This is a genomic window from Paraburkholderia caffeinilytica (genome assembly GCF_046030355.1).
Lineage (GTDB): Bacteria > Pseudomonadota > Gammaproteobacteria > Burkholderiales > Burkholderiaceae > Paraburkholderia > Paraburkholderia caffeinilytica_B.
Window position 1 is genome coordinate 1 of sequence record NZ_JAQQCQ010000039.1, and the last position, 24,842, is coordinate 24,842.

22 protein-coding genes and 1 pseudogene are annotated in these 24,842 nt (G+C 62.5%); 13 read left to right on the forward strand and 10 right to left on the reverse strand.

Going from position 1 to position 24,842, the window contains the following annotated elements; genetic code table 11:
- The coding region (locus tag PQQ95_RS34905; RefSeq protein ID WP_408446508.1) for a DNA translocase FtsK at window positions 1-3,232 on the forward strand (3,232 nt) is incomplete at its 5' end.
- A 215-nt stretch (window positions 3,233-3,447) separates the two neighbouring features.
- On the opposite strand, the gene PQQ95_RS34910 is transcribed toward PQQ95_RS34905, so the two are convergent.
- A complete protein-coding gene (locus PQQ95_RS34910) occupies window positions 3,448-4,743 on the reverse strand; it encodes a lactonase family protein (protein ID WP_459251997.1) in 1,296 nt (431 codons plus the stop codon).
- A 296-nt stretch (window positions 4,744-5,039) separates the two neighbouring features.
- Here PQQ95_RS34910 and PQQ95_RS34915 point away from each other — a divergent pair, with 296 nt between their 5' ends.
- A complete protein-coding gene (locus tag PQQ95_RS34915; RefSeq protein ID WP_073429502.1) occupies window positions 5,040-5,192 on the forward strand; it encodes a DUF3096 domain-containing protein in 153 nt (50 codons plus the stop codon).
- A gap of 251 nt (window positions 5,193-5,443) precedes the next feature.
- Here the strand turns inward: PQQ95_RS34915 and PQQ95_RS34920 are convergent, their stop codons facing one another.
- The gene (locus PQQ95_RS34920) at window positions 5,444-5,689 is read right to left on the reverse strand and encodes a hypothetical protein (protein WP_054035019.1); all 246 of its coding nucleotides are present in this window, start codon (window positions 5,687-5,689) and stop codon (window positions 5,444-5,446) included.
- Window positions 5,690-5,935: 246 nt separating this feature from the next.
- On the opposite strand from PQQ95_RS34920, the gene PQQ95_RS34925 reads away from it, so the two are divergent.
- Together PQQ95_RS34925 and PQQ95_RS34930 are read left to right on the forward strand one after the other, a co-directional pair.
- On the forward strand, window positions 5,936-7,816 hold the full coding sequence (locus PQQ95_RS34925; protein ID WP_408446512.1) for a glycoside hydrolase family 15 protein: 1,881 nt from the start codon (window positions 5,936-5,938) through the stop codon (window positions 7,814-7,816).
- Window positions 7,817-7,995: 179 nt separating this feature from the next.
- Window positions 7,996-9,273, forward strand: coding sequence for a polyhydroxyalkanoate depolymerase (locus PQQ95_RS34930; protein WP_408446514.1), 1,278 nt, complete (start codon window positions 7,996-7,998; stop codon window positions 9,271-9,273).
- Between the two features lie 143 nt (window positions 9,274-9,416).
- Here the strand turns inward: PQQ95_RS34930 and PQQ95_RS34935 are convergent, their stop codons facing one another.
- Complete coding sequence (locus PQQ95_RS34935; protein WP_408446516.1) at window positions 9,417-10,049, reverse strand: TetR/AcrR family transcriptional regulator; 633 nt, start codon at window positions 10,047-10,049, stop codon at window positions 9,417-9,419.
- Between the two features lie 291 nt (window positions 10,050-10,340).
- Here PQQ95_RS34935 and rsxB point away from each other — a divergent pair, with 291 nt between their 5' ends.
- The 3 genes from rsxB (at window position 10,341) to PQQ95_RS34950 (ending at window position 12,528) form a co-directional block, all read left to right on the forward strand.
- Complete coding sequence (rsxB, locus tag PQQ95_RS34940; protein ID WP_408446518.1) at window positions 10,341-11,189, forward strand: electron transport complex subunit RsxB; 849 nt, start codon at window positions 10,341-10,343, stop codon at window positions 11,187-11,189.
- Window positions 11,190-11,209: 20 nt separating this feature from the next.
- Window positions 11,210-11,854 (forward strand): endonuclease III, encoded by a 645-nt coding sequence (nth, locus tag PQQ95_RS34945; protein ID WP_408446521.1) that lies wholly within the window; start codon window positions 11,210-11,212, stop codon window positions 11,852-11,854.
- 239 nt (window positions 11,855-12,093) lie between these two features.
- Window positions 12,094-12,528, forward strand: a complete 435-nt coding sequence (locus PQQ95_RS34950) for a DUF1841 family protein (protein ID WP_054035021.1) — start codon at window positions 12,094-12,096, stop codon at window positions 12,526-12,528.
- Between the two features lie 180 nt (window positions 12,529-12,708).
- Here the strand turns inward: PQQ95_RS34950 and PQQ95_RS34955 are convergent, their stop codons facing one another.
- Window positions 12,709-13,092, reverse strand: a complete 384-nt coding sequence (locus PQQ95_RS34955; protein WP_408446523.1) for a c-type cytochrome — start codon at window positions 13,090-13,092, stop codon at window positions 12,709-12,711.
- Window positions 13,093-13,151: 59 nt separating this feature from the next.
- The gene (locus PQQ95_RS34960; RefSeq protein WP_007175710.1) at window positions 13,152-13,520 is read right to left on the reverse strand and encodes a c-type cytochrome; all 369 of its coding nucleotides are present in this window, start codon (window positions 13,518-13,520) and stop codon (window positions 13,152-13,154) included.
- A gap of 425 nt (window positions 13,521-13,945) precedes the next feature.
- On the opposite strand from PQQ95_RS34960, the gene PQQ95_RS34965 reads away from it, so the two are divergent.
- From PQQ95_RS34965 to PQQ95_RS34985, 5 genes are all read left to right on the forward strand, one after another.
- A complete protein-coding gene (locus PQQ95_RS34965; protein ID WP_063495172.1) occupies window positions 13,946-14,788 on the forward strand; it encodes an AAA family ATPase in 843 nt (280 codons plus the stop codon).
- A 72-nt stretch (window positions 14,789-14,860) separates the two neighbouring features.
- Complete coding sequence (locus PQQ95_RS34970; protein WP_169486662.1) at window positions 14,861-16,036, forward strand: vWA domain-containing protein; 1,176 nt, start codon at window positions 14,861-14,863, stop codon at window positions 16,034-16,036.
- 40 nt (window positions 16,037-16,076) lie between these two features.
- Window positions 16,077-17,297, forward strand: a complete 1,221-nt coding sequence (locus tag PQQ95_RS34975; protein ID WP_408446525.1) for a benzoate/H(+) symporter BenE family transporter — start codon at window positions 16,077-16,079, stop codon at window positions 17,295-17,297.
- Between the two features lie 246 nt (window positions 17,298-17,543).
- Entirely contained in the window at window positions 17,544-18,497 is a 954-nt protein-coding gene (gene tal, locus PQQ95_RS34980; RefSeq protein ID WP_408446528.1) for a transaldolase, read from the forward strand.
- A gap of 272 nt (window positions 18,498-18,769) precedes the next feature.
- Entirely contained in the window at window positions 18,770-19,186 is a 417-nt protein-coding gene (locus PQQ95_RS34985) for a VOC family protein (RefSeq protein ID WP_408446531.1), read from the forward strand.
- A gap of 121 nt (window positions 19,187-19,307) precedes the next feature.
- Here the strand turns inward: PQQ95_RS34985 and PQQ95_RS34990 are convergent, their stop codons facing one another.
- From PQQ95_RS34990 to PQQ95_RS35010, 5 genes and pseudogenes are all read right to left on the reverse strand, one after another.
- A complete protein-coding gene (locus tag PQQ95_RS34990) occupies window positions 19,308-20,432 on the reverse strand; it encodes an FUSC family protein (protein WP_408446534.1) in 1,125 nt (374 codons plus the stop codon).
- 124 nt (window positions 20,433-20,556) lie between these two features.
- Window positions 20,557-22,107, reverse strand: a complete 1,551-nt coding sequence (gene mctP / locus PQQ95_RS34995) for a monocarboxylate uptake permease MctP (RefSeq protein ID WP_408446537.1) — start codon at window positions 22,105-22,107, stop codon at window positions 20,557-20,559.
- Entirely contained in the window at window positions 22,107-22,346 is a 240-nt protein-coding gene (locus PQQ95_RS35000; RefSeq protein ID WP_175052778.1) for a DUF3311 domain-containing protein, read from the reverse strand. Before PQQ95_RS35000 ends, mctP begins: the two co-directional genes overlap by 1 nt.
- A 449-nt stretch (window positions 22,347-22,795) precedes the next feature.
- Window positions 22,796-23,719 (reverse strand): class I SAM-dependent methyltransferase, encoded by a 924-nt coding sequence (locus tag PQQ95_RS35005; RefSeq protein WP_408446539.1) that lies wholly within the window; start codon window positions 23,717-23,719, stop codon window positions 22,796-22,798.
- Window positions 23,716-23,901 (reverse strand): annotated as a pseudogene (locus PQQ95_RS35010) (uracil-DNA glycosylase family protein); the annotation flags it as partial. The gene PQQ95_RS35005 and the pseudogene PQQ95_RS35010, both read right to left, overlap by 4 nt.
- A 193-nt stretch (window positions 23,902-24,094) precedes the next feature.
- Here PQQ95_RS35010 and PQQ95_RS35015 point away from each other — a divergent pair.
- Window positions 24,095-24,790 carry a P-loop NTPase family protein gene (locus PQQ95_RS35015; RefSeq protein ID WP_408446542.1) on the forward strand — a complete coding sequence of 232 codons (696 nt, stop codon included), beginning with the start codon at window positions 24,095-24,097 and terminating at the stop codon, window positions 24,788-24,790.
- Window positions 24,791-24,842 lie beyond the last annotated feature (52 nt).

Below are 24,842 nucleotides of genomic sequence, written 5' to 3' on the forward strand. Positions count from 1 at the left end.
TGTGGCGGGTGCGGTCGCCGCGCCGGCCGCTGCGGCGCGAGCGGCACAACAGGCCGTGTCGGGCGCGGCGGCACCGGTAGCACCAGCGACCTCAGCAGCCTCTGCGGCACGAGCCGCACAACCGACCGTGCCGACGCAGACAACGCGGCGGCCGGCTTCGTTCAGCACGCCGGCGCCGAGTTATACCCGGCCGATGGCCACCGCGCAGAAGGTCACGCCGCCCGCCAGCGTCCAGGAGACGCTTCGCAGCATCGCGGAAAACGCCGCGCGCTGGACCGACATCGCCGGCGTCAGCCTCGCGCGCAGCAGCAGCGGGGAAAACGCAATGATCACGACGAGTCCAGCGAGCATCGAGCCGCGGGTCGTGGCTGAGCAATCGGGCGTCGATTCATCGCGTGCGAGCGAAGTTGAAATGGCCGCGGTGCGGGACGCAAGCACGCCTTTGCAGGACGTAGCCGAGGCTGTGCCGAACCATGCGGCGATGCAGTCGCCGGTTGGAACGCCGGGAATCGAAACCGCTTCTGATGCGGCAATCGAAGAAGATATTGAGCCCGTCGTGCATTGGCCGATTGAACCGCCGGTTATCCAGGCGCCGTTGGTTGAGACGCATACGGCGACATTGGCAGAAGCACCGATGCCGATGCCAGTCTCAGCATCAGCACAAGCACAAGCAGCAGCATCAGTGCTGATGGAGGCATCAGCACAAGCAGGGGCACTCGCAGAGGTAGGGGCAGTCGTACAGGCTGGGGCTGGGGCTGGGGCTGGGGCTGGGGCTGGGGCTGGGGCTGGGGCTGGGGCTGGGGCTGGGGCTGGGGCTGAGGCTGAGGCTGAGGCTGAGGCTGAGGCTGAGGCTCCAATTAAAGCAGCGGTACCAGCACCAGTCACGCAGTATGCATCGCCGATGCCCACGCCCACGCCGTTTCAAATCTTTGCAGCCCAGTTGGAAGCGCGCAGCGCGCATGCGGACGTCTCACCGTTCGTCGAAGACGAGCCGGCGCAATCCGAGGCTGACAACGATAGCAACGCAAATACGCCAACTGAACACGAGCAGTTGATCAGTCAAGCTGCGGTGCCGTCGCAGGACGCGACAGAGCACGTTGTACAGATCCCGCCGACGCAAGCGCACACCGCGACGCTCGTGCCGATGCAGCGTTCCACGCCGCCGTGGAACGTCGCGAGCGCGAGCGAAGCAGCTGCGCCAGTCGAAGTGGAAACGATGGACGCCCCTGCCCTGCCGGGCGTATCCAGCGCATCTGACACATCCGGCGCATCGAAAGCATCGGAGGCATCCGAGGTATCCGAGGTATCCGAGGCATCTGACGATTTGAACGCTTCCGCCGCCTCGGACACTTCTTCCGTCGTCGCTGCGGTATTGCAGCAAAGTGCCGTATCGCATGCGTCGAACGTAGTTCGCTTCCCGAGTTTCGCGGTTCAGGCCACACCGGCGCCCTCTGTTGCCATCGTCGGCGAACCCGCCAACGCGCTGCCTTACGCGCCGAGCGCACCGGCAACACAGGTGGCACCTGTGGCACCAGGCACAACGATCATACCGAGCCTTCCCACCACTCAAACCGCACTATCCGCAGGTCCTCTCGCAATCGAACCCTCGACCGAGCGCGCCGAACCTGCCGCATCTGCCGAACCCGCGGAGCCCGCCGAACCGACAGAGCCGGCAGCGCCCTCAATCCAACGCACGCCCTTGCGCGGCCACAGCCCCGCCAACGGCTTCGAATTCCGCGCACCCGCGGCATCGATGGTCGAATTGCCGACACTCGATCTGCTCGCGCGCGCCGACACCGACGTCGAACCCGTTTCAGAAGAAAAGCTCATCGAAACCGGCCTGCTGATCGAGCAGCGTCTGCAGGAATTCAAGGTGCCGGTCACCGTGGTCGGCCATTCAGCCGGCCCGGTCATTACGCGTTTCGAAGTCGAACCGGCGCTCGGCGTGCGCGGCAGCCAGATTGTCGGCCTGATGAAGGATTTGTCGCGTGGCCTCGGTCTCACGTCGATTCGCGTGGTCGAGACGATTCCCGGCAAGACCTGCATGGGTCTCGAGTTGCCGAATGCCAAGCGGCAGACGATCCGCCTGTCCGAAATCCTCGAAGCAAGCGTCTACCAGAACTCGCATTCGCAGTTGACGCTGGCGATGGGCAAGGACATCACCGGCCATCCCGTGGTCGCCGATCTGGCGAAGGCGCCGCACATGCTGGTGGCGGGCACGACGGGTTCAGGCAAGTCGGTGGCGATCAACGCGATGATCTGTTCGCTGCTTTACAAAGCGACGCCCGAAGAAGTACGGCTCATCATGATCGATCCGAAGATGCTGGAATTGTCGGTGTACGAAGGCATTCCGCATCTGCTCGCGCCAGTCGTGACCGATATGAAGCTGGCCGCCAACGCGCTGAACTGGTGTGTCGGCGAAATGGAGAAGCGCTACCGCCTGATGTCCGCGGTCGGCGTGCGCAACCTGCCCGGCTTCAACCAGAAGATCCGCGATACGGAAGCCAAGGGCAAGAAGCTCGGCAACCCGTTCTCGCTGACGCCGGAAGCGCCCGAACCGCTCGCGCCGCTGCCGTTGATCGTGGTGGTGATCGACGAACTGGCCGACCTGATGATGGTCGCCGGCAAGAAGATCGAAGAGCTGATCGCGCGTCTCGCGCAGAAGGCGCGCGCCGCCGGCATTCACCTGATTCTGGCGACGCAGCGTCCGTCAGTGGACGTGATCACCGGCCTCATCAAGGCAAACATTCCGACGCGCGTCGCGTTCCAGGTGTCGTCGAAGATCGACTCCCGCACGATTCTCGATCAGATGGGCGCTGAATCGCTGCTCGGCCAGGGTGACATGCTGTTCCTGCCGCCTGGCACGGGTTATCCGCAGCGGGTGCACGGCGCGTTCGTCGCCGACGAGGAAGTGCACCGGATCGTCGAGTATCTGAAGCAGTTCGGTGAACCGCAATACGAAGAAGGCATCCTCGACGGCCCGGCTACCGAAGGCGCATCGCCCGATCTGTTCGGCGACACGCCGGATGCCGAAGCCGATCCGCTTTACGACGAAGCCGTTGCCTTCGTGGTGCGTACGCGGCGCGCGTCGATCTCGTCGGTGCAGCGGCAATTGCGTATCGGATATAACCGCGCGGCGCGCCTCGTCGAACAGATGGAGACGGCGGGCCTGGTGTCTGCGATGGGAATTAACGGCAGCCGTGAAGTGCTCGCACCGGGACCGGCGGAATAAACACGACGTGCCCATGGCAGCCAACAAAAGCCAGACGATAAAAAAACGGGCCGCTCGAAGCGACCCGTTTTTTTATGCAACGCGCGTATTCAGATCAGGCTCGGCCAACGGATGCGTAAGCGCATCCGCATCACACGCCGAGTGGATGCTCGCTCGTATTCACGTCAAGCGCTGAACGCGGCCGCACCCATGTGCATATCGCGCGCAACCCCGTCTCACGACGGCGACACCAGCTTGAAGTCCACCGGCGAGTCGATCTCGATCCGCTTCGGATTCGCTTCGAGCAAGCCACTCTGCTGATCGCGCTTGAACACATACACCGTGCCGCTGTTCTGATTGCCGACGATCAGCCAGTTGCCGGTCGGGTCGATCGCGAATTCGCGCGGCGACTTGCCGAGGCTCGGCTGGTGCCCGATCTTTTTCAGATGACCATTGATGGGATCGACCGAGAAGATCACGATATCGTTCGCGTCACCACGATTCGACGCGTAGACAAAGCGCCCATCAGGCGACAGATGGATCGCCGAGGCGCCCACCGCGCCCTTGAAGCCAGGCTCGGTCAATGAAAGCGTCTGCACCTGGGTGAGCTTGCCATCGGCGTAATTGAAAGTGCTGACCGTGCCGGCCAGTTCGCTCGTCAGATACGCATGCTTGCCGTTCGCGCCGAACACCAGATGGCGCGGGCCCGTACCGGCTTTCTCCTGGGTGTAGCGCCAGTCGGTCGGGCCGAACAGGCCGCGGCTTCCGTCCGGCGTGTAGCGGTACGAGTACAGCTTGTCGGCGCCCAGATCCTGCGCGAACAGATAATGGCCGTCCGGCGAGAACACCGTGGAGTGAACGTGCGAGTTGTCCTGACGCCCCTTCACCAGACCGCCGCCTTCATGATGAACCGTGAGCACCGACGCACCCACCTGGCCATCCGCCTGCAATGGGAACACCGCAAAGCTGCCGCCCGGATCGGCCGCCACCGAGTAGTTCGCGGTCAGCAGATATTTGCCGTCCGGCGACAGGCTCAGATAGCACGGGTCATTGCCGTCCGAGGAGACCTTGTTGAGAAAGGTCAACTGACCGCTCGCGGCGTCGAAACGAAATGCGCTGATGCCGCCGCGTTGCGTGGCCGGGCCGTTGTCGCCGGGCAATTCGTTGACTGCATAGACGAAGCGGCGGTCGCGGCTCACCACCAGATACGACGGGTTGACCGTCTGCGCGACCGAGACGCGGGTCGCTTCCCCGGTCTTCGTGTCGAAGCGATAGACGTACAGCCCCTCGCTCTTCCCACCGGTGTAAGTGCCGACCAGCATGTCATAAACGCCGTCGGCGGGAACCGGGCCGGAATCTTGCGCAAACGCATGCGAAGCAACAATCGAGACCATGAGCACGAAACCTTTTATTATCGAACGGGCGGAGCGCAGAGGAACTGGCCTCCCGCCGTACCATAAGGTGGATGGAGCAGCACAAGGTAAAGGAGCGCTTGAGACGGCACGCACTACGGCCCGGTGACTGCGAAGCATATGACCTCCTGGACATCGGTTATCTGGTTGATTTGGTTGTAACGGTGTCTCTGGTCTGCCGCGCAATCGGTCGTATTGTTTTATCGAGGCAAGTATAAAAGCGTTGTGTCGGATTCTGCAGTGAATCCGGTCAGGCTACTTGAGCCGGGCGGCAATCGGCCAGCCGGATGCAACCGGGCCTGATGCCGCCCGGCCAAATCCGGCTGGCCGGCATAACGACGCATGTGTAGCAATTGTCCCGCCTGGCGGGAAGTTTTTTCAATCGCGTCTCACCCATCTCACACTATGGAGTCTTCATGAACGTCACACTCAGTCTGGGCCCGCTGGTTTCGTTGATCGCCGGTATTCTGATTCTCGTCATGCCGCGCCTGTTGAACTACATCGTCGCGCTCTATCTGATCATCATCGGCATCATTGGGATTTTCGGCGTGGGAGCGTCGCACTTCTGAGCGGCGCAGGCAGTCGGCCATGAACCCTGCAAGGGACGCACGACCGGGCGCAGTGCCGGCCCGGCAACGTCTCGCGCGAAGGGAGTTCAGTGTGGGAAATGACAGCGTACCGATGGCGGCTGCGGCAGTGCATCACGTGGCACGGGGACGCGATGCGTGCGCGACGGATTCGCGTGGGATGCACCATGCCCGATGCAACGCGAGCGCGAACAGCCTCACGACGCAAACCCACGCAACGAACAGACAGGCAGTCAGCCGTTCGAAAGCTGATCCAGCCGCAAGCGCCCCTGCAGCGACAATCCGCCGACGGCATAATGGCCGTCACCTTCCTGATGACGGCGGAAGCAGGCCCGTTCGATCAGAAAAGCCGCCGCGGCCAGCATTCCGTTGCGGCTCAGGCCCAGACGGCCATGTTCGAGCGGCAACATCGAATCGTCAGCGAGTTCGCTGGCTGCGGAGAGAATTGTGATGCAATCGGATTTCGACGGGTTCAGCATTGCTTAGGTCCTCGAAAACGGCGTCTGCATGCGCCATGGGCAGGGCCGACGCGTGATCCAGCGAGCTCCGGGCATCGGCATGAAAACCGATTGTAGGCAGTGATTTGACAATTTACCAACTCGACAATTTACCCACTCGCGTTTAGCCGCATTGCATGCTGAACCAAAACGCATCGCGCGAGTCCGGTAAAGACAATGACCCTGGCGCGGCGGCCTTCGCCTCACCTAAAACTGACACGCTCCTCCATGCCCGCACTCATCGAAGACTATGCGCTCATCGGCGACGGCCACACGGCCGCGCTCGTCTCCCGCGAGGGTTCCGTCGACTGGCTTTGCTGGCCGCGCTTCGACTCCGGCGCCTGCTTCGCCGCCCTGCTCGGCACGCCTGACAACGGCCGCTGGCTGATTTCGCCGGTCTCGGATACGCCGCCCACGATCACGCGCCGTTATCGCGGCGAGACACTGGTGCTGGAAACCGATTTCGAAACGCCGGAAGGCGCGGTCACCCTGATCGACTTCATGCCGCCGGGCAACGGCTGGTCGGAGATGGTGCGGATCGTGGTCGGCAAACGCGGCACGGTGCGCATGCGGATGGAGCTGGTGTTGCGCTTCGACTACGGTTTTTCGATTCCGTGGGTCGATCGCCTGCAGCACGACAGCGGCATCAAGGCGATCGTCGGCCCGGACACTGCGGTGCTGCGTACGCCGGTCGAGCTGCGCGGCGAGGACATGAAGACCGTCGCGACGTTCACGGTGAGCGAAGGCGAGCGCGTGCCGTTTTCGCTGGCCTATGCGGCCTCGCATCTGCGCATTCCGCCGAGCCGCGATCCGCACACCTCACTCGCCCGCACCGAGAACCACTGGCTCGAATGGTCGGCGCGCAGCACGGTCGAAGGGAAATGGGCCGCGCCGATCCGCCGTTCGCTGATTACGCTGAAGGCGCTCGCGTACGAGCCGACCGGCGGCATCGTCGCCGCCCCGACCACGTCGCTGCCGGAACAGTTGGGCGGCACGCGCAACTGGGATTACCGCTACTGCTGGCTGCGCGACGCCACCATCACGCTGCTCGCGATGATGCGCGGCGGCTACTACGACGAAGCACGCGCGTGGCGCAGCTGGCTCGGCCGCGTGATGGCCGGCGCGCCGGATCAGTTGCAGATCATGTACGGGATCGCCGGCGAGCGGCGCCTGCCCGAGTTCGAAATCGACTGGCTGCCGGGCTATCAGGATGCCAGGCCCGTGCGGATCGGCAACAACGCGGTCGGACAGCGCCAGCTCGACGTCTACGGCGAAGTGATGAACGCGCTGCATCTCGCGCGCGTCGGCGGCCTGCAGGCGGACGACACCGCATGGAACGTGCAGCGCGCGTTGCTGAGCCATCTCGACACGATCTGGGAAGAGCCCGACGAAGGTATCTGGGAAACTCGTGGCGGCCGTCAGCACTTCACCTTCTCCAAGGTGATGGCGTGGGTCGCCTACGACCGCGCCATCCGGTCGGCCGAGATGTTCAAGCTGGAAGGTCCAGTCGACGCATGGCGGGCAACCCGCGCGACGATCCACGCGGAAGTCTGCGCGAAGGCATGGAATCCGGCGCTCAACGCGTTCTCCCAGAGCTACGGCAGCGATCAGCTCGATGCGAGCGTGCTGCTGATGCCGCTGGTGGGCTTTCTCCCACCGACGGATCCGCGCATCAAGGGCACGGTGGCAGCCATCGAAAAGGACTTGATGCATGGCGGCTTCGTGATGCGCTACCGCACCACCGAATTCGACGACGGCCTGCCGCCCGGTGAAGGCACGTTCCTCGCGTGTTCATTCTGGATGGTGGACAACCTGGCGTTGCAGGGCCGCATCGACGAAGCCGTCGCGATGTACGAACGCCTGCTTGGCCTCTGCAATGACGTCGGTCTGCTCGCGGAAGAGTACGATCCGGCCGCGCAGCGCCTGGTGGGTAATTTCCCGCAAGCGTTTTCGCATGTGGCGCTGGTGCACACCGGCCTCAACCTGATGAAGCACGAACAGGCCATGGCTCAGGCAACCGGGCAGCCGCCGCATATCGGCAGCATGGCGGAAGAACTTGAGGCTGCGGCAACCCCCGATAGCGGCGCGGCAGCATCGCCAGTACCATGATTCAATGACAGTTTGTGCGCAGCCCGCGCGCAAATTGCTGCATTGCACAAGTACGCTTTGTTCAGTATGATCGAGCAGACTGTTGGCCGAAAATCAATGTGCCTACAACCAATACGGCCTGCCGCAACGCCACACGCGTGTTTGCCAAGCCCCATGCGAACCGCTTAAACGGAGCACCTATGCTCTACCAACTGCACGAATTCCAGCGGGCGATGTTGAGCCCCCTCACCGCCTGGGCCCAGGCCGCGTCGAAATCGTTCGCGAATCCTGCCAGTCCATTGGCCTATGTGCCCGGTGCCACACGCTTGTCAGCCGGCTACGAACTGCTCTACCGGCTCGGCAAAGATTACGAAAAGCCTGAGTTCAACCTTCATCAGATTGTCAAAGACGGTCACAACATTCCGATCATCGAACAAACGATCATCGAAAAACCGTTTTGCCGCCTGCTGCGCTTCAAGCGTTTCGCGGACGACAGCGACGCTGTTACCCAATTGAAAGATGAGCCGGTCGTACTGGTGTGCGCACCGTTGTCGGGTCACCACGCCACACTGCTGCGCGATACCGTGCGCACGTTGCTGCAAGACCACAAGGTTTACCTGACCGACTGGATCGACGCACGCATGGTGCCGCTCGAAGAAGGCGAGTTTCATCTCGACGATTACATCGCCTACATCCAGGAATTCATCCGCCACATCGGCGCGAAGAATCTGCATGTGATCTCGGTATGCCAGCCCACCGTCCCGGTGCTCGCCGCCATTTCGCTGATGGCGAGCCGCGGCGAAGACACGCCGCGCACCATGACCATGATGGGCGGCCCGATCGACGCGCGTAAAAGCCCGACCTCGGTCAACTCGCTCGCCACGCAGCACTCGTATGAATGGTTCGAAAACAACGTGATCTTCACGGTGCCGCCGAACTATCCGGGCGTCGGCCGTAAGGTTTACCCGGGCTTCCTGCAACACACCGGTTTCGTCGCGATGAACCCGGAACGGCACGCGGCGTCGCATTGGGATTTCTACCAAAGCCTCCTGCGCGGCGACGAAGACGACGCGGAAGCGCATCGCCGCTTCTACGACGAGTACAACGCCGTACTCGACATGGACGCGGACTATTACCTCGACACAATCCGCGTGGTGTTCCAGGAATTCAGTCTGGCCGAAGGCACGTGGGACGTCGCGGGCGAACGGGTGCGTCCGCAAGACATCACGAAGACGGCGCTCTTCACGATCGAAGGCGAACTGGACGATATCTCCGGCGACGGTCAGACGTTCGCCGCGCAAGAGTTGTGCAGCGGCATTCCGGAGAAGAACAAGCGTCACTTCACCGCGGAAAAATGCGGCCACTACGGCATTTTCTCGGGCCGTCGCTGGCGCACCATCATCTATCCGCAGCTGCGCGACTTCATCCTCGAGCACAACAAGGCGCCGAAGGTAGCGAAGGAAAAAATCGAAGCCTGAGCACCGCGCATGCAGAGATAAACAACGGCCTCTTTTTCAGAGGCCGTTGTCGTTTTCGACGCTTCTCATGACGCTTGTTTTGCCGCTGCTTATACGGCTGCTTTACAGCTTCTTATGCCGTAAATGCGCGGCCGCGCTGCGGCTTACTTTCGCAACAGATACGCCAGCAGCAATTCGGTGTTCATCTGGATCACCTCACTGCGTTCGCTCGCAGTGCTGAAATCGCGACCGAGTGTCGCTTCGAGCGTGAAGCGGTTCGACACGATGTAATAGCCCATGCCGGACAGCGTCACGTAAAAACGCAGTGGATCGACGTTGGTGCGAAACAGCCCCGCGCGTTGACCACGCTCCAGAATGCCGCCGAGTGTGGCCACAATCGGCGAGATCATTTCGCGGATACGCGTCGACTTCTGCATGTAGCGTGCCTCATGCAGATTCTCGTTATTGACGAGACGCAGCAACTCGGGATGATCGCGGTAGTAATCCCAAACAAAATGCGCGAGACGTGTGACGGCCTCGACCGGTGCGATACCGTTCAGTTCGAGCGTTCGCTCCGCTTCGTTGAGCGCGCTGAAGGCGTGCTCAAGTACCGCAGTGAAAAGCTGCTCCTTGCTACCAAAGTAGTAATAGAGCATGCGCTCATTCGTTTCCGCGCGGCGGGCGATCTGATCGACGCGCGCGCCGAACAACCCTCCATTTGCAAACTCTTCGGCCGCCGCAAGCAGAATGCGGCGCCGCGTGCCTTCAGGATCTCTTTTGATTTTCGGCTGATTCATGGTGGCATCGTCTTCGTGAGCCGCGTTATCCGGATCGCACCGCCGGCCTCTCCTCGGGCCTTGCACCGACAGCACTGAACGGGCTGGTTGGGGGGAACACCCTTCTGCGGTCTTTCGAAAAAGCGCTTCGATTATGGCACATGGATTGCGGATGGCAATTGGGGAAATCGGCGATAATGTGCTATTTAGTTCAAGCGCAGCGCTTTTGTGTTACCCTGGCCTGCCGCGTGTTTTCCCTGAGCCACGCTCGGCACGCTGTGCGGCCACGAGGCAAGCCCCAACGTCGTGACCGTGACCGATTCCAGAACACTCGCAGACCGCATCGAAGATCTGCTGCCCCAAACGCAATGCACGAAGTGCGGCTATCCCGCATGCCGCCCGTATGCCGAAGCCGTCGCCCATGGCGAGGCTAACTACAACCAGTGTCCACCGGGTGGCGCCGAAGGCATCGTGCGCCTCGCCGCACTGCTCGGCAAACCGGTGATTCCGCTCAATTCCGCCAACGGCGTCGAACGGCCACGTCCGTTGGCGGTTATCGACGAACAAGTTTGCATCGGCTGCACGCTATGCATGCAGGCGTGTCCGGTCGATGCAATAGTTGGCGCACCGAAACAGATGCATACGGTGATCGCCGCGCTCTGTACCGGTTGCGACCTGTGTGTGCCGCCCTGCCCGGTCGATTGCATTGCGATGCCGTCGGTCACGGGTGAAGCAACCGGTTGGGACGCATGGAGCCAGAACCTGGCCGATGCCGCGCGCGAACGCCACAACCGGCGCGAGGCCCGTCTCGCACGCGAGCGCGAAGCGGCCGAGGCGCGTGCTGCAGCGCGGCGAGCCGTCAGCAGCGCACCTGCTCAAGTGATGGAAACCAGTGTTGTGGCAACGCCCGCCGAGCCCGCAGCGGACGCCGCCGAGGCGAAGAAACGCGCGATCATCCAGGCCGCGCTCGAGCGTGCCCGCCAGAAAAAAGAAGAGTTGGCCGCCAAGGGCCTGGGGCCGCAGAACACGGAACGCGTCAGCGCCGACGTACAGGCGCAGATCGACGCCGCCGAAGCACGCCGCCGCCGTCTCGGACTTGCTGCGGACAATACCCCGGGCAACACCGGGGGCAACACTGAAATTCCGCCCACGAAGCGCTAACCCTTAACTCTACGCTGCGCATGAACGCGAACAAACGCCGCGCCATCTACGAGACGCTGCAAAGTCTCAACCCGCATCCCACAACCGAACTCGAGTACACCACACCGTTCGAACTGCTGATTGCCGTGCTGCTGTCGGCGCAAGCCACCGACGTCTCGGTGAACAAGGCCATGCGCAAGATGTTCCCGGTCGCCAACACGCCGCAGAAGGTGTTCGATCTCGGCGAAGAAGGCGTTGCCGGCTACATCAAGACGATTGGCCTCTATCGGACCAAGGCAAAGAATGTGATCGCAACCTGCCGCATTCTGCTCGACCAGTACGGTGGCGAAGTGCCGGAGGATCGTGAAGCGCTCGAGAGCTTGCCGGGCGTCGGCCGCAAAACGGCGAACGTGATCCTGAACACGGCGTTCGGTCATCCGACCATCGCGGTCGATACGCACATCTTTCGGGTTGCGAATCGAACTGGGCTCGCGCCTGGCAAAGACGTGCGCGCGGTCGAAGCGGCGCTGGAGAAATTCACGCCCGCCGAATTCAAGCAGGATGCCCACCACTGGCTGATTCTGCACGGCCGCTATGTGTGCAAAGCGCGGCGCCCTGAATGCTGGCACTGCGCGATCGAGCCGCTGTGCGAATTCCGGCCCAAGACGCCGCCGCCGGATCTTTAAGGGCGGTAGTGTCGCTCGGCGAGCCCATGAGAGGTATCCGCATCGCCGTGGCGTATTGATATGTGGCATATGCGAGCGGGGTACGCGCTCAGTGCGCCCGCAGCTTCCGCCGCGCTTCGGGCCGCTGACGTCCCATGACGTTCGCTGACGTTCGAGGACGCCCCACCAGCAAGCCGCGCCGCCTCGGCGTAAAATCACCCCCTTCCAATCCGCCTCACACCCAACGCACCGCTCCCACGATGTTCAATCCCAGCCGCGACGAAGTCCGCCAATTTTTCACCGACACCTGGCGCAAGCAGCGTCAAGGCGAGATTCTGACACCGCTCGAAGCGATCGCTGCCGACTGGATCGTCGAGCATCCGGAATATCACGCCGACCTCACCAGCACGGAAGCCGCCCAGGCTCAGGACTACTCACCCGAACGCGGCCAGACCAACCCGTTCCTGCATCTGTCGATGCATCTGGCGATCACCGAGCAGTTGTCGATCGACCAGCCGCCGGGCATTCGCGCGGCGCACGAGCGCCTTGCCGCCCGGCTCGGCTCGACCCACGAGGCGCAGCACGCCATCATGGATTGCCTTGGCGAAACCATCTGGGAAGCGCAACGCACCGGCACCCCGCCGGACACCGACGCGTATTTGCAGCGCATCGAACAGCGCGCCACGCGGGACTAAGCGACGCAACTAAATAACGCAACGAAGACATAACGCACCAGGACGGCTCAGCGGCAGTTGCCGTCCGTGTGGTCATCGAACTTACCCGCGCACCCAGCCAATCCCGGTCCCAAAAGCAAACACCCCGCCGAAGCGAGGTGTCGTTCAATCTGAAAGCAGCGCAAAAACAGTGCGACGCGATTACTTCTTCTGCACCAGCGCGCCGTCCAGCGATTCGATGTAGGCCGCGATGTCTTTCATGTCGCCTTGCGACAGGCTTTGCACCTGCGCCTGCATGATCGCGTTGTTGCGACCGAGGTGCGGATTGCCATTGCCCATCTGGTACTGGCGCAGCGCCCAGTAGACGTAGTCGGCGTGCTGACCGGCGAGCTTCGGATATTCCGGGCTCACCGGCTTGTTCAGGTTGGCGCCGTGGCAAGCCGCGCAGTTGTGGCTGTCCGCCAGCACCTTGCCGTTGCCGGCGTCCGCGGCGTGCGCGACGCTCGCTGCAACCAGACCGATGACTGCCGCCGACGCGCATGCAGCCTTGAACACCGTGTGGAGTGCCTGTTGGGGCTTATTCATGAATTCTCCTATCCCGCGAATATAAATAGCCGAGTGACCGGTTGGATGACCGCAGCCGATCACTTGTCGGGATTGCTCTTCGAAGAGGAATTTTGCGCTGCGTAGTAGGCAGCGATGTCGGCGATGTCCTGATCGGACAGCGACGCGGTGATCGCGCGCATCGTTTCGAAGTGGCGGTCGCCCTTCTTGTAGCCATGCAGGGCGTTCTCGAGGTACGCCTGATTCTGGCCGCCGAGCATGGGCACGCGGTAGACCTCAGGGTAAGCCGTGCGGTATTCAGGGATGCCGTGGCAGCCAATACACATCGCGACCTTGCCTTGGCCCGCCTTCGCGTTGCCGACGACATCCGCTGCCTGCGCACTGGCCGCATAGCCCGCGAGCACCGACAGCGCTGCGATCACGACGTGTTTGCCGACGAATTTATTCATAGCATGTAACCTGGCTTGAGGGGAAACGGGCGCCCAAAAAGGCAACGGCCCGCGCCGTTCTTCTTATAGGGTAGCCACGCAGGCCAAAAAAATCGGGCTAATTGTACCGCGACGCCGCGCCGAACGTCCACCGCGCGGGGCCAGCAGCGTATCCGGCCGCCGCAAAGCCACGGCTAGCGCCATTTTGCTGCGCCGCGCCTGCTCCACATGACTTCGTTCCGCGCGCCGAACGCCGCGCGCCCGGCCCACACCGCCCGGCGCGCCCGCCCACCGGACACGCCAGACGGGTACGGGCTGCTCGCGAGCGCCGCATACGCACTCGAACCGGCGTCCGACACCGCGGGTGACACCTTACGCCAGGCCGTTTCAGCGCAACAGGCCTTCTGACTTATACTGGGTTTTTTCCCAAAAAAGAGCATCTCGCCATGCGTTTCGAAGGCTCATCGCAGTACGTCGCCACCGACGACCTCAAGCTCGCGGTCAACGCCGCGATGACGCTGAAGCGCCCTTTGCTGATCAAGGGCGAACCCGGCACCGGCAAAACCATGCTCGCCGAAGAAGTCGCCGCCGCGCTCGGCATGCCGCTGCTGCAGTGGCACATCAAGTCCACCACCAAGGCCCAGCAAGGCTTGTACGAGTACGACGCGGTCTCGCGCCTGCGCGATTCGCAACTCGGCGACGAACGCGTCAAGGATATCCGCAACTACATCGTGAAGGGCGTGTTGTGGCAGGCGTTCGAGTCGGACGAGCAGACGGTGCTCCTGATCGACGAGATCGACAAGGCCGACATCGAATTCCCGAACGACCTGCTGCGCGAACTCGACCGCATGGAGTTCTACGTGTACGAGACCCACGAGCTGATCCGCGCCAAAAAGCGCCCGCTCGTGATCATCACGTCGAACAACGAAAAGGAACTCCCCGACGCGTTCCTGCGCCGCTGCTTTTTCCACTACATCAAATTCCCCGACCCGGTGACCATGCAGCAGATCGTCGAGGTGCACTACCCCGGCATCAAGAAGGAACTGCTCGCCGCGGCCATGCAGAGCTTTTTCGAGTTGCGCAACGTCGCCGGTCTGAAGAAGAAACCGTCCACCTCGGAACTGCTCGACTGGCTAAAGCTGCTGCTCGCCGAAGACATTCCGCCCGAAGCGCTGCGCTCGTCCGACCAGAAACAGATCATCCCGCCGCTGCACGGCGCGCTCCTGAAGAACGAGCAGGACGTGAGCCTGTTCGAGCGGTTGATCTTCATGAACCGCAACAACCGCTGATGAACCGTTGATTGACCGCGAATACCCGTTGATGAAGGCGCCGCGCCGCACATCCGCCGCCGAGGACACAGCATGCTGATCGACTTCTTCTACTCACTGCGCGCCGCCAAACTGCCGGTGTCGGTGAAGGAATACCTGACGCTGCTCGAAGCGCTCAAAGCCAACGTCATCGCACCGTCGCTCGACGAGTTCTACTATCTCGCGCGCATCACGCTGGTCAAGGACGAGCAGTACTTCGACAAGTTCGACCAGGCGTTCGGCGCGTATTTCAACGGCGTCGCCCAGGCCTCGGAGCTCGCTTTCGACGTTCCGCTCGACTGGCTCAAGAAGAAGCTGCAACGCGATCTTTCGCCCGAAGAAAAAGCGCAGATCGAAGCAATGGGCGGCCTCGACAAGCTGATGGAGCGCCTGAAGGAACTGTTCGACGAACAGAAAGAGCGCCACGAAGGCGGCAACAAATGGATCGGCACGGGCGGCACCTCGCCGTTCGGCAACGGCGGCTATAACCCTGAGGGCGTGCGCATCGGCGGCGACGCGGCGGGTAATCGCACCGCGGTGAAGGTGTGGGAAGCGCGCGCCTATCGCGATTACGACGACCAGGTCGAAATCGGCACCCGCAACATCAAGGTTGCGCTGCGCCGCTTGCGCCGTTTTGCCCGCGAGGGCGCCGCAGAAGAGCTCGATCTGCCCGACACGATCCGCAGCACCGCGGCGAACGCCGGCTGGCTCGACCTGAAGATGGTGCCGGAACGGCACAACAAGGTAAAGGTGCTGATGCTGCTTGACGTGGGCGGGTCGATGGACGATCACATCAAGCGCACCGAAGAGCTGTTTTCCGCCGCGAAGGCCGAATTCAAGCATCTCGAGTTCTATTACTTCCACAACTGTGTGTACGATTTTCTGTGGAAAAACAATCGCCGCCGTCACGCCGAGCGCATGCCGACGTGGGACCTGCTGCACAAGTTTACGCCCGACTACAAGCTGATCTTCGTCGGCGACGCGACCATGAGTCCGTACGAAGTGCTGCAGCCGGGCGGCTCGGTCGAGTACAACAACGCCGAAGCGGGCGCCGTGTGGCTGCGCCGCCTCGCCGATCATTTTCCGCATTACGCGTGGCTCAATCCGGAGCCGGAAGGTCTGTGGGCGTACCGGCAATCGGTCAGCGCGATCCGGGAAGTGCTCGGCCATCGCATGTATCCGCTCACGCTCGCCGGACTCGAAACGGCGATGCGCATGTTGAGCAAATAATCCGCTCACGTTTTCACGCCAACTATAAGAAAGCTTCAGCATGAACCCGTCTTCATCGCCCGATCTGTCTCCTGCCAGCGCACACGCCGGGCGGCTCAGACCGTTTGCCGATACCTCGCTGTCCGCCGTCGTCGCCGGTTTCGTCGCCATGATGACGGGCTATACCAGTTCGCTCGTGCTGATGTTCCAGGCGGGCCAGGCCGCGCATCTCACCGATGCGCAGATTTCGTCATGGATCTGGGCACTGTCGATCGGCATGGCGCTCTGCACCATCGGCCTCTCGCTGCGCTTTCGCGCGCCGATCGTGATTGCCTGGTCGACGCCGGGCGCGGCGCTGCTGGTGTCGTCGCTGCCGCATGTGGCCTACCCTGAGGCGATCGGCGCGTTTATCGTCTGCGCGGTGTTGCTGACGGTGGTCGGCCTGACCGGCTGGTTCGACACGCTGATGAAGAAAATCCCGGCCGGCATCGCCTCGGCTTTGCTGGCGGGCATTCTGTTCGAGATCGGCATCGAGATTTTCCGCGCGGCGCAGTTCCAGACCGCGCTCGTGCTGACCATGTTCTTCACCTACCTGATCGTCAAACGCCTCGCGCCGCGCTATGCGATCGTGACGACGCTGATCGTCGGCACGGCGGTTGCTGGCGGGCTCGGGCTGCTCGACTTCAGCCGCTTTCACGTCGCGCTCGCCCATCCGGTGTTCACGATGCCGGCGTTTTCGGCCGCGGCGAGCATCAGTATCGGCATTCCGTTGTTTGTCGTCGCGATGGCGTCGCAGAACGTGCCGGGCATCGCCGTGCTGCGCGCGGACGGCTACACCACGCCCTCCGCGCCGCTGATTTCGACGACCGGCATCGCCTCGCTGCTGCTCGCGCCATTCGGCTCGCACGGCATCAATCTTGCGGCGATCACGGCGGCGATCTGCACCGGCCCCGAAGCGCACGAAAACCGCGACAAGCGTTACACCGCGGCGGTCTGGTGCGGCATTTTTTATCTGATCGCGGGGATTTTCGGCGCGACCATCGCCGCGCTGTTCGCCGCTTTGCCGAAGGCGCTGGTCGTCTCCGTCGCCGCGCTGGCGCTGTTTGGGTCGATCATGAGCGGCCTCGCCAATGCGATGCAGGACCTGAAACAGCGCGAAGCGGCGCTGGTGACATTCATGGTGACGGCCTCGGGCCTCACGCTATTGTCGATCGGTTCGGCGTTCTGGGGGCTGGTGGCGGGCGTGCTGACGCAACTGGTGCTGAACGCCCGGCGCGCCTGAATCGCCGGTGGAAATCGACACCCCAAATCCCTGTGAACGGATCGCCGGGGGCAAGTGTCAATACTGCATCAGGCGATCCGCCATAGAATAGAAGCATCCGGCAGCGCTTTCCGTCAAAATTCCCCGGCAACATGGCGGGCAGACGCTGCAGCGTGACCCGCGGCCGCCGGAACCGTTTGCCTTTCCGTCCGGTGGCGATCTCATTTCTCCTGAACCACGGCGCACGCGCGCCTTGAAGGCTCGAACATGACAACCGCACTCGATCAACTCAAGCAATACACCACCGTCGTGGCCGATACCGGCGACTTCCAGCAGCTTGCCCAGTACAAGCCGCAGGACGCGACCACCAATCCGTCGCTGATTCTGAAGGCCGTCCAGAAAGACGACTACAAACCGCTGCTCGAAAAGACCGTGAAGGCGCATGCGTCGAAGCCGGTCGGCGCGATCATCGACCAGTTGCTGATCGCGTTCGGCACCGAAATTCTCAAGATCATTCCGGGTCGCGTGTCGACCGAAGTGGACGCACGCCTCTCGTTCGACACTGAAGCGTCGATCGCCAAGGGCCGTGAGCTGATCGCCCTGTACAAAGACCACGGCATCGGCCGCGAACGCGTGCTGATCAAGCTGGCCTCCACGTGGGAAGGCGTGCGCGCGGCCGAAGTGCTGCAGAAGGAAGGCATCCACTGCAACATGACGCTGCTGTTCTCGCTCGCCCAGGCCGCTGCCTGTGCCGAAGCAGGCGCGCAACTGATCTCGCCGTTCGTCGGCCGCATCTACGACTGGTACAAGAAGAACGCCGGCAGCGCGTGGGACGAAGCGAAAGACGGCGGCGCCAACGATCCGGGCGTCAAATCGGTGCGCCGCATTTACGCGTACTACAAGAAGTTCGGCTACAAGACCGAGGTGATGGGCGCGAGCTTCCGCACTCCGGGCCAGATTCTGGAACTGGCCGGCTGCGATCTGCTGACCATCAGCCCGGATCTGTTGCAAAAGCTGCAGGAGAGCACCGAGAAGGTCGAGCGCAAGCTGTCGCCTGACCTCGCCTCGGGTACGGACATCGAACGCGTGCCGGTGGATGAGGCGTCGTTCCGTTTCCTCGTCAACGACGAAGCCATGGCGACCGAAAAGCTCGCCGAAGGCATCCGCGCCTTCGCCGCGGACGCCGTCAAGCTGGAAAAGCTGATCGAAGCGCTGCGCTAAGCTTCGCTTTTTCAGGTGCGCGGCTTCAGTACGCGCTCATGCAGGTGCTTGCATATGCGGCCCTGAGTCTCTGGCTCAGGGCCGCATGCCGTTTACAGCCGCCTCCGACATGGGCTTGGCGCTCTGCCTCCCGCCTCCCTTACGTCTAATTCCTACGCAATAAAGTCATAATCGCAGCCCTAACGGACGACTACAATCGTCTGCACGCCCGCCCTCTCGCCGCCCTGTGCCGAAGGAATGCGGCGCCGCTGACCCTGTTCCGGGAGACGACCATGTACGTTCAGCCTTACGTTTTTTTCAACGGCCGCTGTGAAGAAGCGCTCAAGTATTACAGCGAGAAGCTCGGCGCAGAAGTCACGTTCCAGATGCGCTACAAAGAGGCGCCACCTGACGCCCAGGCCCAGATGGACCCCGGCACCGCAGACAAGATCATGCACGCATCCATCAAGCTCGGCTCGACGATCTGGATGGCGTCCGACGGCCGCTGCGACCCGAACGCAGGCTCGATGAACGGCTTCAGCCTGTCGCTGACGGCGGACGACGAGGCCTCGGCGAAAAAATACTTCAACGCGCTCGCCGACGGCGGACAGGTCATGATGCCGTTTCAGCCCACCTTCTGGAGCAAAGGCTTCGGGATGCTGGTGGACCGTTTCGGTCTCGCATGGATGGTGACGCTGCCGGATGCCTGAGCGCGTCATGCACGGCGGCTTCTTCGATGGCGGCTGCGATGCCGGTGTGCCGACGCGATCGCCATAACCATGCTGCAGCCTGTCAGGCCGCCGCACCGGCTCACCCGACCAACGTGTGAAGCTATACCTTCAGTAAAGTGCGCGAATGCCGCTCGATATTCCAGTTCGGCTCAGTCTCTAGCAGCAAAGCGCGCAACCGCTCCACCTGTTCGGCTAAACGCTGCCCGAGCCAATACGGCCCCTGCAGATCGGGCGGCAATTCAAGCGCCGCGCCACGCTCCACTTGTGCGAGCGGCGACGCGGCCGGAATGCCAAAGTGCGTCGCACGGCCAAAGCGCAGGCCGCGCGCCATCGCAAGCAGCATGCTACGCACGGCGTGCACCTCGACGCCGCACTCCTGCGCATACGCCGCGCGCGCCGCGGTATCGGCGCGCATCAGCGGGCCGGTCGCCAGCAATTCCAGCGAACTGAGCACCGAGCGATGCAGCCGCTGGATCTCGTCGAGCCTGGCCTGCGGCACATCGATCTCCTTCGCCACGGAAGGCATCAACGAGCGCAGTTGCACCAGCCGCTTGTTGATGACGAGGAAGCGTTTCACCTGCTCGTCCTCGCTGATCGTTTCGCCTTCCAGCAAACGGGTGTAGATCCGCGCACAGTCGCGCAGATTGGCGGCAATCCCATAGCGCCACGAATACGTCGCGTGGAGCGGCAACGCGAACGAAAACGCCAGCGCGATAACAATGCCGATCAGCACGTTCAGCGTGCGCCATAGACCGACGTCGATCAGATTGTCGCCATGACCCGCGACGATGCACATCGTGATCGCCGTCAGCAGCCCGATATAGCCCGACGAGCCGATCGCGAACCACGCGCAGATCGCCGCGACGATCGACATCAGCACATAAGTGAGCGGTAGCGACCCGGTCAGATTCTGCGTCAGAATGAGCAGAAGCCCGATCACCGCGCCGAGCAGCGTTCCCGCCGCCCGGTCGGCGGCCTTCTTGCGGATATTGCCGTGATGCTGCAAGCCGCCGATCACCACCAGCAGCGTCACCGACGACCAGATGCCGTGAGGAATGTCGATCCCGGTGGTCGCGAGAATCGACACCAGCATCGCGACGCCGACGCGCAGGCTATGCAGCACCTTCGCGTGCCGATAGCGGTAGTACGGCGACGTGATCGTCCGCACCATACGGCTAAGGGCCGAGCGGCGGACAATGACGCGGGGGGAATCGGCAGAAGCCATGGCTCGCGCGACGGACGCTTTGAAAGACGGTTCCGCTATCGTGCCCTGGAGTGCCCCGGAAAGACAAACGCCCGCAAACTTTTGTCTGCGGGCGTTGCTTTTACAGCGAGACGGAACGGCTGACTTAGCCTTCGACCACGTCCAGATAATCTTCCGGACGGGTGCGGTCCTCGGCGCGCTGCATGCCGAACGCGCGCACCAGCAGGCTCACCACCACCGACACCACCAGGTTGACGATCAGCGACCACACCGCCGCGTAGCCCGGAATTGCCATGCCGAACAGGTGGATCGTGAAGATCGAGCCCGCCAGCTTCAGCGAAATCGCCATCCACGTGCCGGTTGCGATACCGACCGCCCAGCCGATCAGCAGGCCGCGATAGTCGAGCACGCGCGTGTAGAGACCCAGCACGATGGCCGGCAGCGTCTGGATGATCCAGATGCCGCCCAGCAGCTGCAGCTGGATCGCATACGTCAACGGCAGGCCGAGAATGAACGCGACCGCACCGACCTTGACGATCAGCGACACCAGCTTCGCGACGTTGGTCTCCTGCTCATGCGACATGTTGCGGTTCACGAACTCCTTGTGGATGTTGCGCGTGTACAGGTTGGCTGCCGCAATCGACATGATGGCCGCCGGCACCAGCGCGCCGATACCGATCGCCGCGAACGCCACGCCGACGAACCACGACGGGAAGAAGTGCAGGAAGAGCGCCGGCACCGCGAAGTTCGGGCCGAACGCCTTGAAGTACGGCGCGAATTCCGGCATGTCCTTCACGCCCGAGGCCAGGGCCATGAAGCCGAGGAGCGCGAGCAGGCCGAGCACCAGTGAGTAAGCCGGCAGCATCGCCATGTTGCGGCGGATCGTGTTACCCGACTTCGACGACAGCACCGCGGTGATCGAGTGCGGATACAGGAACAGCGCAAGCGCCGAGCCCACCGCAAGCGTCGCGTACGCGCTGTAGCCGTTCAGGCTCGACACGTCCGGGGCCTTCAGCAGCAGCTTGGCAGGCGGCACCACGCTGAAGATATGGCCGAAGCCGCCCAGTTGCGGCGGAATCACGATGATCGCCGCGAAGATCACGATATAGATCAGCACGTCCTTGACGACCGCGATCATGGCCGGCGCGCGCAGGCCCGACGTGTACGTGTAAGCCGCCAGAATCGCGAAGGCAATAATCAACGGCAGATCGCCGACAAAGCCCTTGGTGTCGAAACCCAGGGCGCCGATCACCACTTCGATACCGACCAGTTGCAGCGCGATGTACGGCATCGTCGCGACAATGCCGGTCACGGCGATCGCCAGTGCCAGCATGCGGCTGCCGTAGCGCGCCGAGACGAAGTCGGCCGAGGTCACGTAACCTTGACGTTTGGCGATGCTCCACAGTTTCGGGAACACGACGAACGCGAACGGATAGATCAGGATCGTGTACGGCAGTGCGAAGAAACCCGTTGCGCCCGCACCGAACACCAGCGCCGGCACGGCGATGAAGGTGTAGGCGGTGTACAGGTCGCCGCCCAGCAGGAACCAGGTGACGATGGTGCCGAAACGCCGGCCGCCGAGGCCCCACTCTTCCAGGTGGGCCAGATCGCCCTTGCGCCAGTGGGCCGCGATAAAACCGAGAATGGTGACGCCGATAAAAAACAGGACGAAGACGAAAGTTGCGGTGGCGTTCATTATTGTGCGCCCCCTTGCGAGCTGCCCGTCGAGCGGGTCTTGGTCTTGAAGTACACGAGCGCGGTGATGATCGCGCTGATCAGCACCCACAGGAGCTGGTACCAGTAGAAGAACGGAAAATCGAACAGTTGCGGTTCGACCTTGTTATATGACGGCACCCAGATCATTGCGATCCAGGGCAACAGCAGCAACCAGAGCCAGTGCTTGCTGGCCTTGTTCGCGTCGGCGTCGTGAGCCATGACGTCTCCTCTTCCCTATTATTGAAATGTTGGCCCGTGTTTTGACGGGTGGTGGATCCCCCGGCGGCTGGCCGCCCCGCGAGGGGTCGCCCCGCAGATGCCCACGGGCGCCCCGAAAGCTTCGAAAGAGTATAGGAGCCGCGAACGTGCGGTCAAGCAGGGAGGACCCGAGGCGGGACGGTGCTCGCGAGGCTGGCAGGACGGGGCTTTGACGCGAGCGGGACGCTGTTTCAACGCACAGCGGGGCTGTTCGTGGCGACAGCGGGCCGGAATCTGGGTGACCTACGCCGGGCTCGTGCGTGGGATCGTGAGCGGGAAGCGGATGGCCGTACGATGCGCGCTGGGTGGTGACTTTTGCGGACCGTCGCGTAGACGCAACGGCTGTGGTTCTTTCAGCGTTCGGTCCTGCCGCAGTCGAGCCGGCTTGCCCGGCCCGACCGCATCACTCGTCAGACTGAGAACGAATTGCCGTTCTGTCCGGTCGATTCCTGCAGCCCCTTGATCCACTTGCGCGCCGGCAAACCGAGTTCCGCTTCGATCAGCTTCGCGCGCGCCTGCAGCGTCGCGAACGGCACGTCGAGCGCCGGGCCCGAGAACGCGATGGCGATGCGGTTGCCGTCGTGCACTTCCGGCAGCGCGACCACGCGGCCGTCGAAGGCTTCGTTCAAGCGCTTCATGTTGCGCACGAAACTCGGATGATCGCCGAACAGGTTGATCGTCACCACGCCCGCGTCGGTCAGGCAGGCGCGCACCGCGCGGTAAAAGCCGACGCTGTCGAGCACCGGGCCACGGGCCGTGGCATCGTAGACGTCGATCTGCAACGCGCCGATCGTGCCGTGGTTGGCGCGGTCATTGACGAAGTCCCATGCGTCCATTTCGTGCACGGTCAGACGGGCGTCGTCGTGCGGCAGTTCGAACATCGTGCGCGCGGCCACCACGACGGCCGGATTCAGTTCGACCGCCTCGACTTTGGCACGCGTCAGGAAACGGTATGCAAACTTGGTCAGTGCCGCGGCCCCGAGCCCGAGCTGAACAATACGCTTCGGTGTTTCGATGAACAGCAGCCAGGCCATCATCTGCTGCGCGTATTCGAGTTCGATGTGATCCGGCTTGCGCAGACGCATCGCGCCTTGCACCCATTCCGTGCCGAAGTGCAGGAAGCGCACACCGCCCTCTTCCGAGAACGTCACCGGCGCGAATCGCGGCTTGCGCGGCGCTTCGATTTGCGGCGCGTCGCGCAGATCGTCGTCGTGCAGTTCACGCTTTTTATTGCGCACGGCTTTCTGTTTGTTCAGCGTGGTGTCGCCGGCGTCAGTGTCTTTGTTGCGGAAAGCACGGGCTTCAGCCGAGGCGCGCTTGATCAATGTCGTCATGTAAGGATGTCGCGCCAGAGACGCAATTTTTGGTCGAACGAGAGCATAGCATTCGCCGGACTCGATGAAGGCAATACGAGGGTGGCGTAGTCCGCGGCGGTACTCACCGGCGTGAATCTTCCCGTTGTTTTGCCATTAAAGCAGACTTTCCTGAGCATCGGTGCGTGCTCGCGCAGCGACGCGTCACCGCGAACCGAACCGGGCAAACACCAGAACTGGTTGATATTTTGTTCAGTTTGACACCCCCGTCAGTCACATAGCATGCTGCTGCAGCGCACGCATTTTTTTCGACGTGACCCGTTTCGCCGTTATGTCACCGGAGCCTGCTAGTGTTGGCTTCGTTCAGGCCTGTTCCACAACAAGGGGTCCGCAAGCATGAGTTCCATCCACTTCATTGGCGGGGAAAAAGGTGGCGTCGGCAAATCGCTTGTCGCCCGCGTGTTGGCTCAGTACTTTATTGATCGGAACGTGCCGTTCGTCGGCTTCGACACTGATCGATCGCACGGCGCGCTGCTGCGCTTCTACGCCGACTTTGCCGCTGCGGCCGTGCTGGACCAGCATGACAGCCTCGATCCCGTCATGGAATCGGCGATCGAAGATCCGCAGCGACGTATTCTGGTCGACCTCGCCGCCCAGACGCAGCAGTCGCTTGCCCGATGGCTCGACGATTCGGACACGATCGCATTTGCCGAAGAGCATGGAGTTACGCTGACCTGGTGGCACGTCATGGACACCGGACGCGATTCGGTCGATCTGCTGCGACAGTGGCTCGACGAATTCGGCGGACGAATCAGGCTGGTACTGGTCCTGAATGAAGTCCGTGGCGATCATTTCGATATTCTGACAGCCTCGGGTGAACGCGAGCGCGCCGAAGCGCTGGGCGCCCATGTGATTACGTTGCGCCGCCTGCCCGATACCACCATGCAAAAAATCGATCAACAGAGCGCAAGTTTCTGGGCCGCGCTCAATCATCCGGATCGCGCCGCCACCGGGCTCGGTCTGCTGGAGCGGCAGCGCGTCAAGGTATGGCTGCATCGCGTTTATGACGAACTGGACGGGCTCGCCTTGTAGACGGGTCCACGAACTGCGCGGGGTGTCGAGGCTTTCAGCCTTGACAAGCCTG

Excerpts from the sequence above, each read along its gene's own strand:
- PQQ95_RS34910 (WP_459251997.1), bottom strand. The coding sequence starts at position 4,743 with ATGCTTCGCAGTCACCGGGCCGTAGTGCGTGCCGTCTCAAGCGCTCCT.
- PQQ95_RS34915 (WP_073429502.1), top strand. The coding sequence starts at position 5,040 with ATGAACGTCACACTCAGTCTGGGCCCGCTGGTTTCGTTGATCGCCGGT.
- PQQ95_RS34920 (WP_054035019.1), bottom strand. The coding sequence starts at position 5,689 with ATGCTGAACCCGTCGAAATCCGATTGCATCACAATTCTCTCCGCAGCC.
- PQQ95_RS34925 (WP_408446512.1), top strand. The coding sequence starts at position 5,936 with ATGCCCGCACTCATCGAAGACTATGCGCTCATCGGCGACGGCCACACG.
- PQQ95_RS34930 (WP_408446514.1), top strand. The coding sequence starts at position 7,996 with ATGCTCTACCAACTGCACGAATTCCAGCGGGCGATGTTGAGCCCCCTC.
- PQQ95_RS34935 (WP_408446516.1), bottom strand. The coding sequence starts at position 10,049 with ATGAATCAGCCGAAAATCAAAAGAGATCCTGAAGGCACGCGGCGCCGC.
- nth (WP_408446521.1), top strand. The coding sequence starts at position 11,210 with ATGAACGCGAACAAACGCCGCGCCATCTACGAGACGCTGCAAAGTCTC.
- PQQ95_RS34950 (WP_054035021.1), top strand. The coding sequence starts at position 12,094 with ATGTTCAATCCCAGCCGCGACGAAGTCCGCCAATTTTTCACCGACACC.
- PQQ95_RS34955 (WP_408446523.1), bottom strand. The coding sequence starts at position 13,092 with ATGAATAAGCCCCAACAGGCACTCCACACGGTGTTCAAGGCTGCATGC.
- PQQ95_RS34960 (WP_007175710.1), bottom strand. The coding sequence starts at position 13,520 with ATGAATAAATTCGTCGGCAAACACGTCGTGATCGCAGCGCTGTCGGTG.
- PQQ95_RS34965 (WP_063495172.1), top strand. The coding sequence starts at position 13,946 with ATGCGTTTCGAAGGCTCATCGCAGTACGTCGCCACCGACGACCTCAAG.
- PQQ95_RS34970 (WP_169486662.1), top strand. The coding sequence starts at position 14,861 with ATGCTGATCGACTTCTTCTACTCACTGCGCGCCGCCAAACTGCCGGTG.
- PQQ95_RS34975 (WP_408446525.1), top strand. The coding sequence starts at position 16,077 with ATGAACCCGTCTTCATCGCCCGATCTGTCTCCTGCCAGCGCACACGCC.
- tal (WP_408446528.1), top strand. The coding sequence starts at position 17,544 with ATGACAACCGCACTCGATCAACTCAAGCAATACACCACCGTCGTGGCC.
- PQQ95_RS34985 (WP_408446531.1), top strand. The coding sequence starts at position 18,770 with ATGTACGTTCAGCCTTACGTTTTTTTCAACGGCCGCTGTGAAGAAGCG.
- PQQ95_RS34990 (WP_408446534.1), bottom strand. The coding sequence starts at position 20,432 with ATGGCTTCTGCCGATTCCCCCCGCGTCATTGTCCGCCGCTCGGCCCTT.
- mctP (WP_408446537.1), bottom strand. The coding sequence starts at position 22,107 with ATGAACGCCACCGCAACTTTCGTCTTCGTCCTGTTTTTTATCGGCGTC.
- PQQ95_RS35000 (WP_175052778.1), bottom strand. The coding sequence starts at position 22,346 with ATGGCTCACGACGCCGACGCGAACAAGGCCAGCAAGCACTGGCTCTGG.
- PQQ95_RS35005 (WP_408446539.1), bottom strand. The coding sequence starts at position 23,719 with ATGACGACATTGATCAAGCGCGCCTCGGCTGAAGCCCGTGCTTTCCGC.
- PQQ95_RS35015 (WP_408446542.1), top strand. The coding sequence starts at position 24,095 with ATGAGTTCCATCCACTTCATTGGCGGGGAAAAAGGTGGCGTCGGCAAA.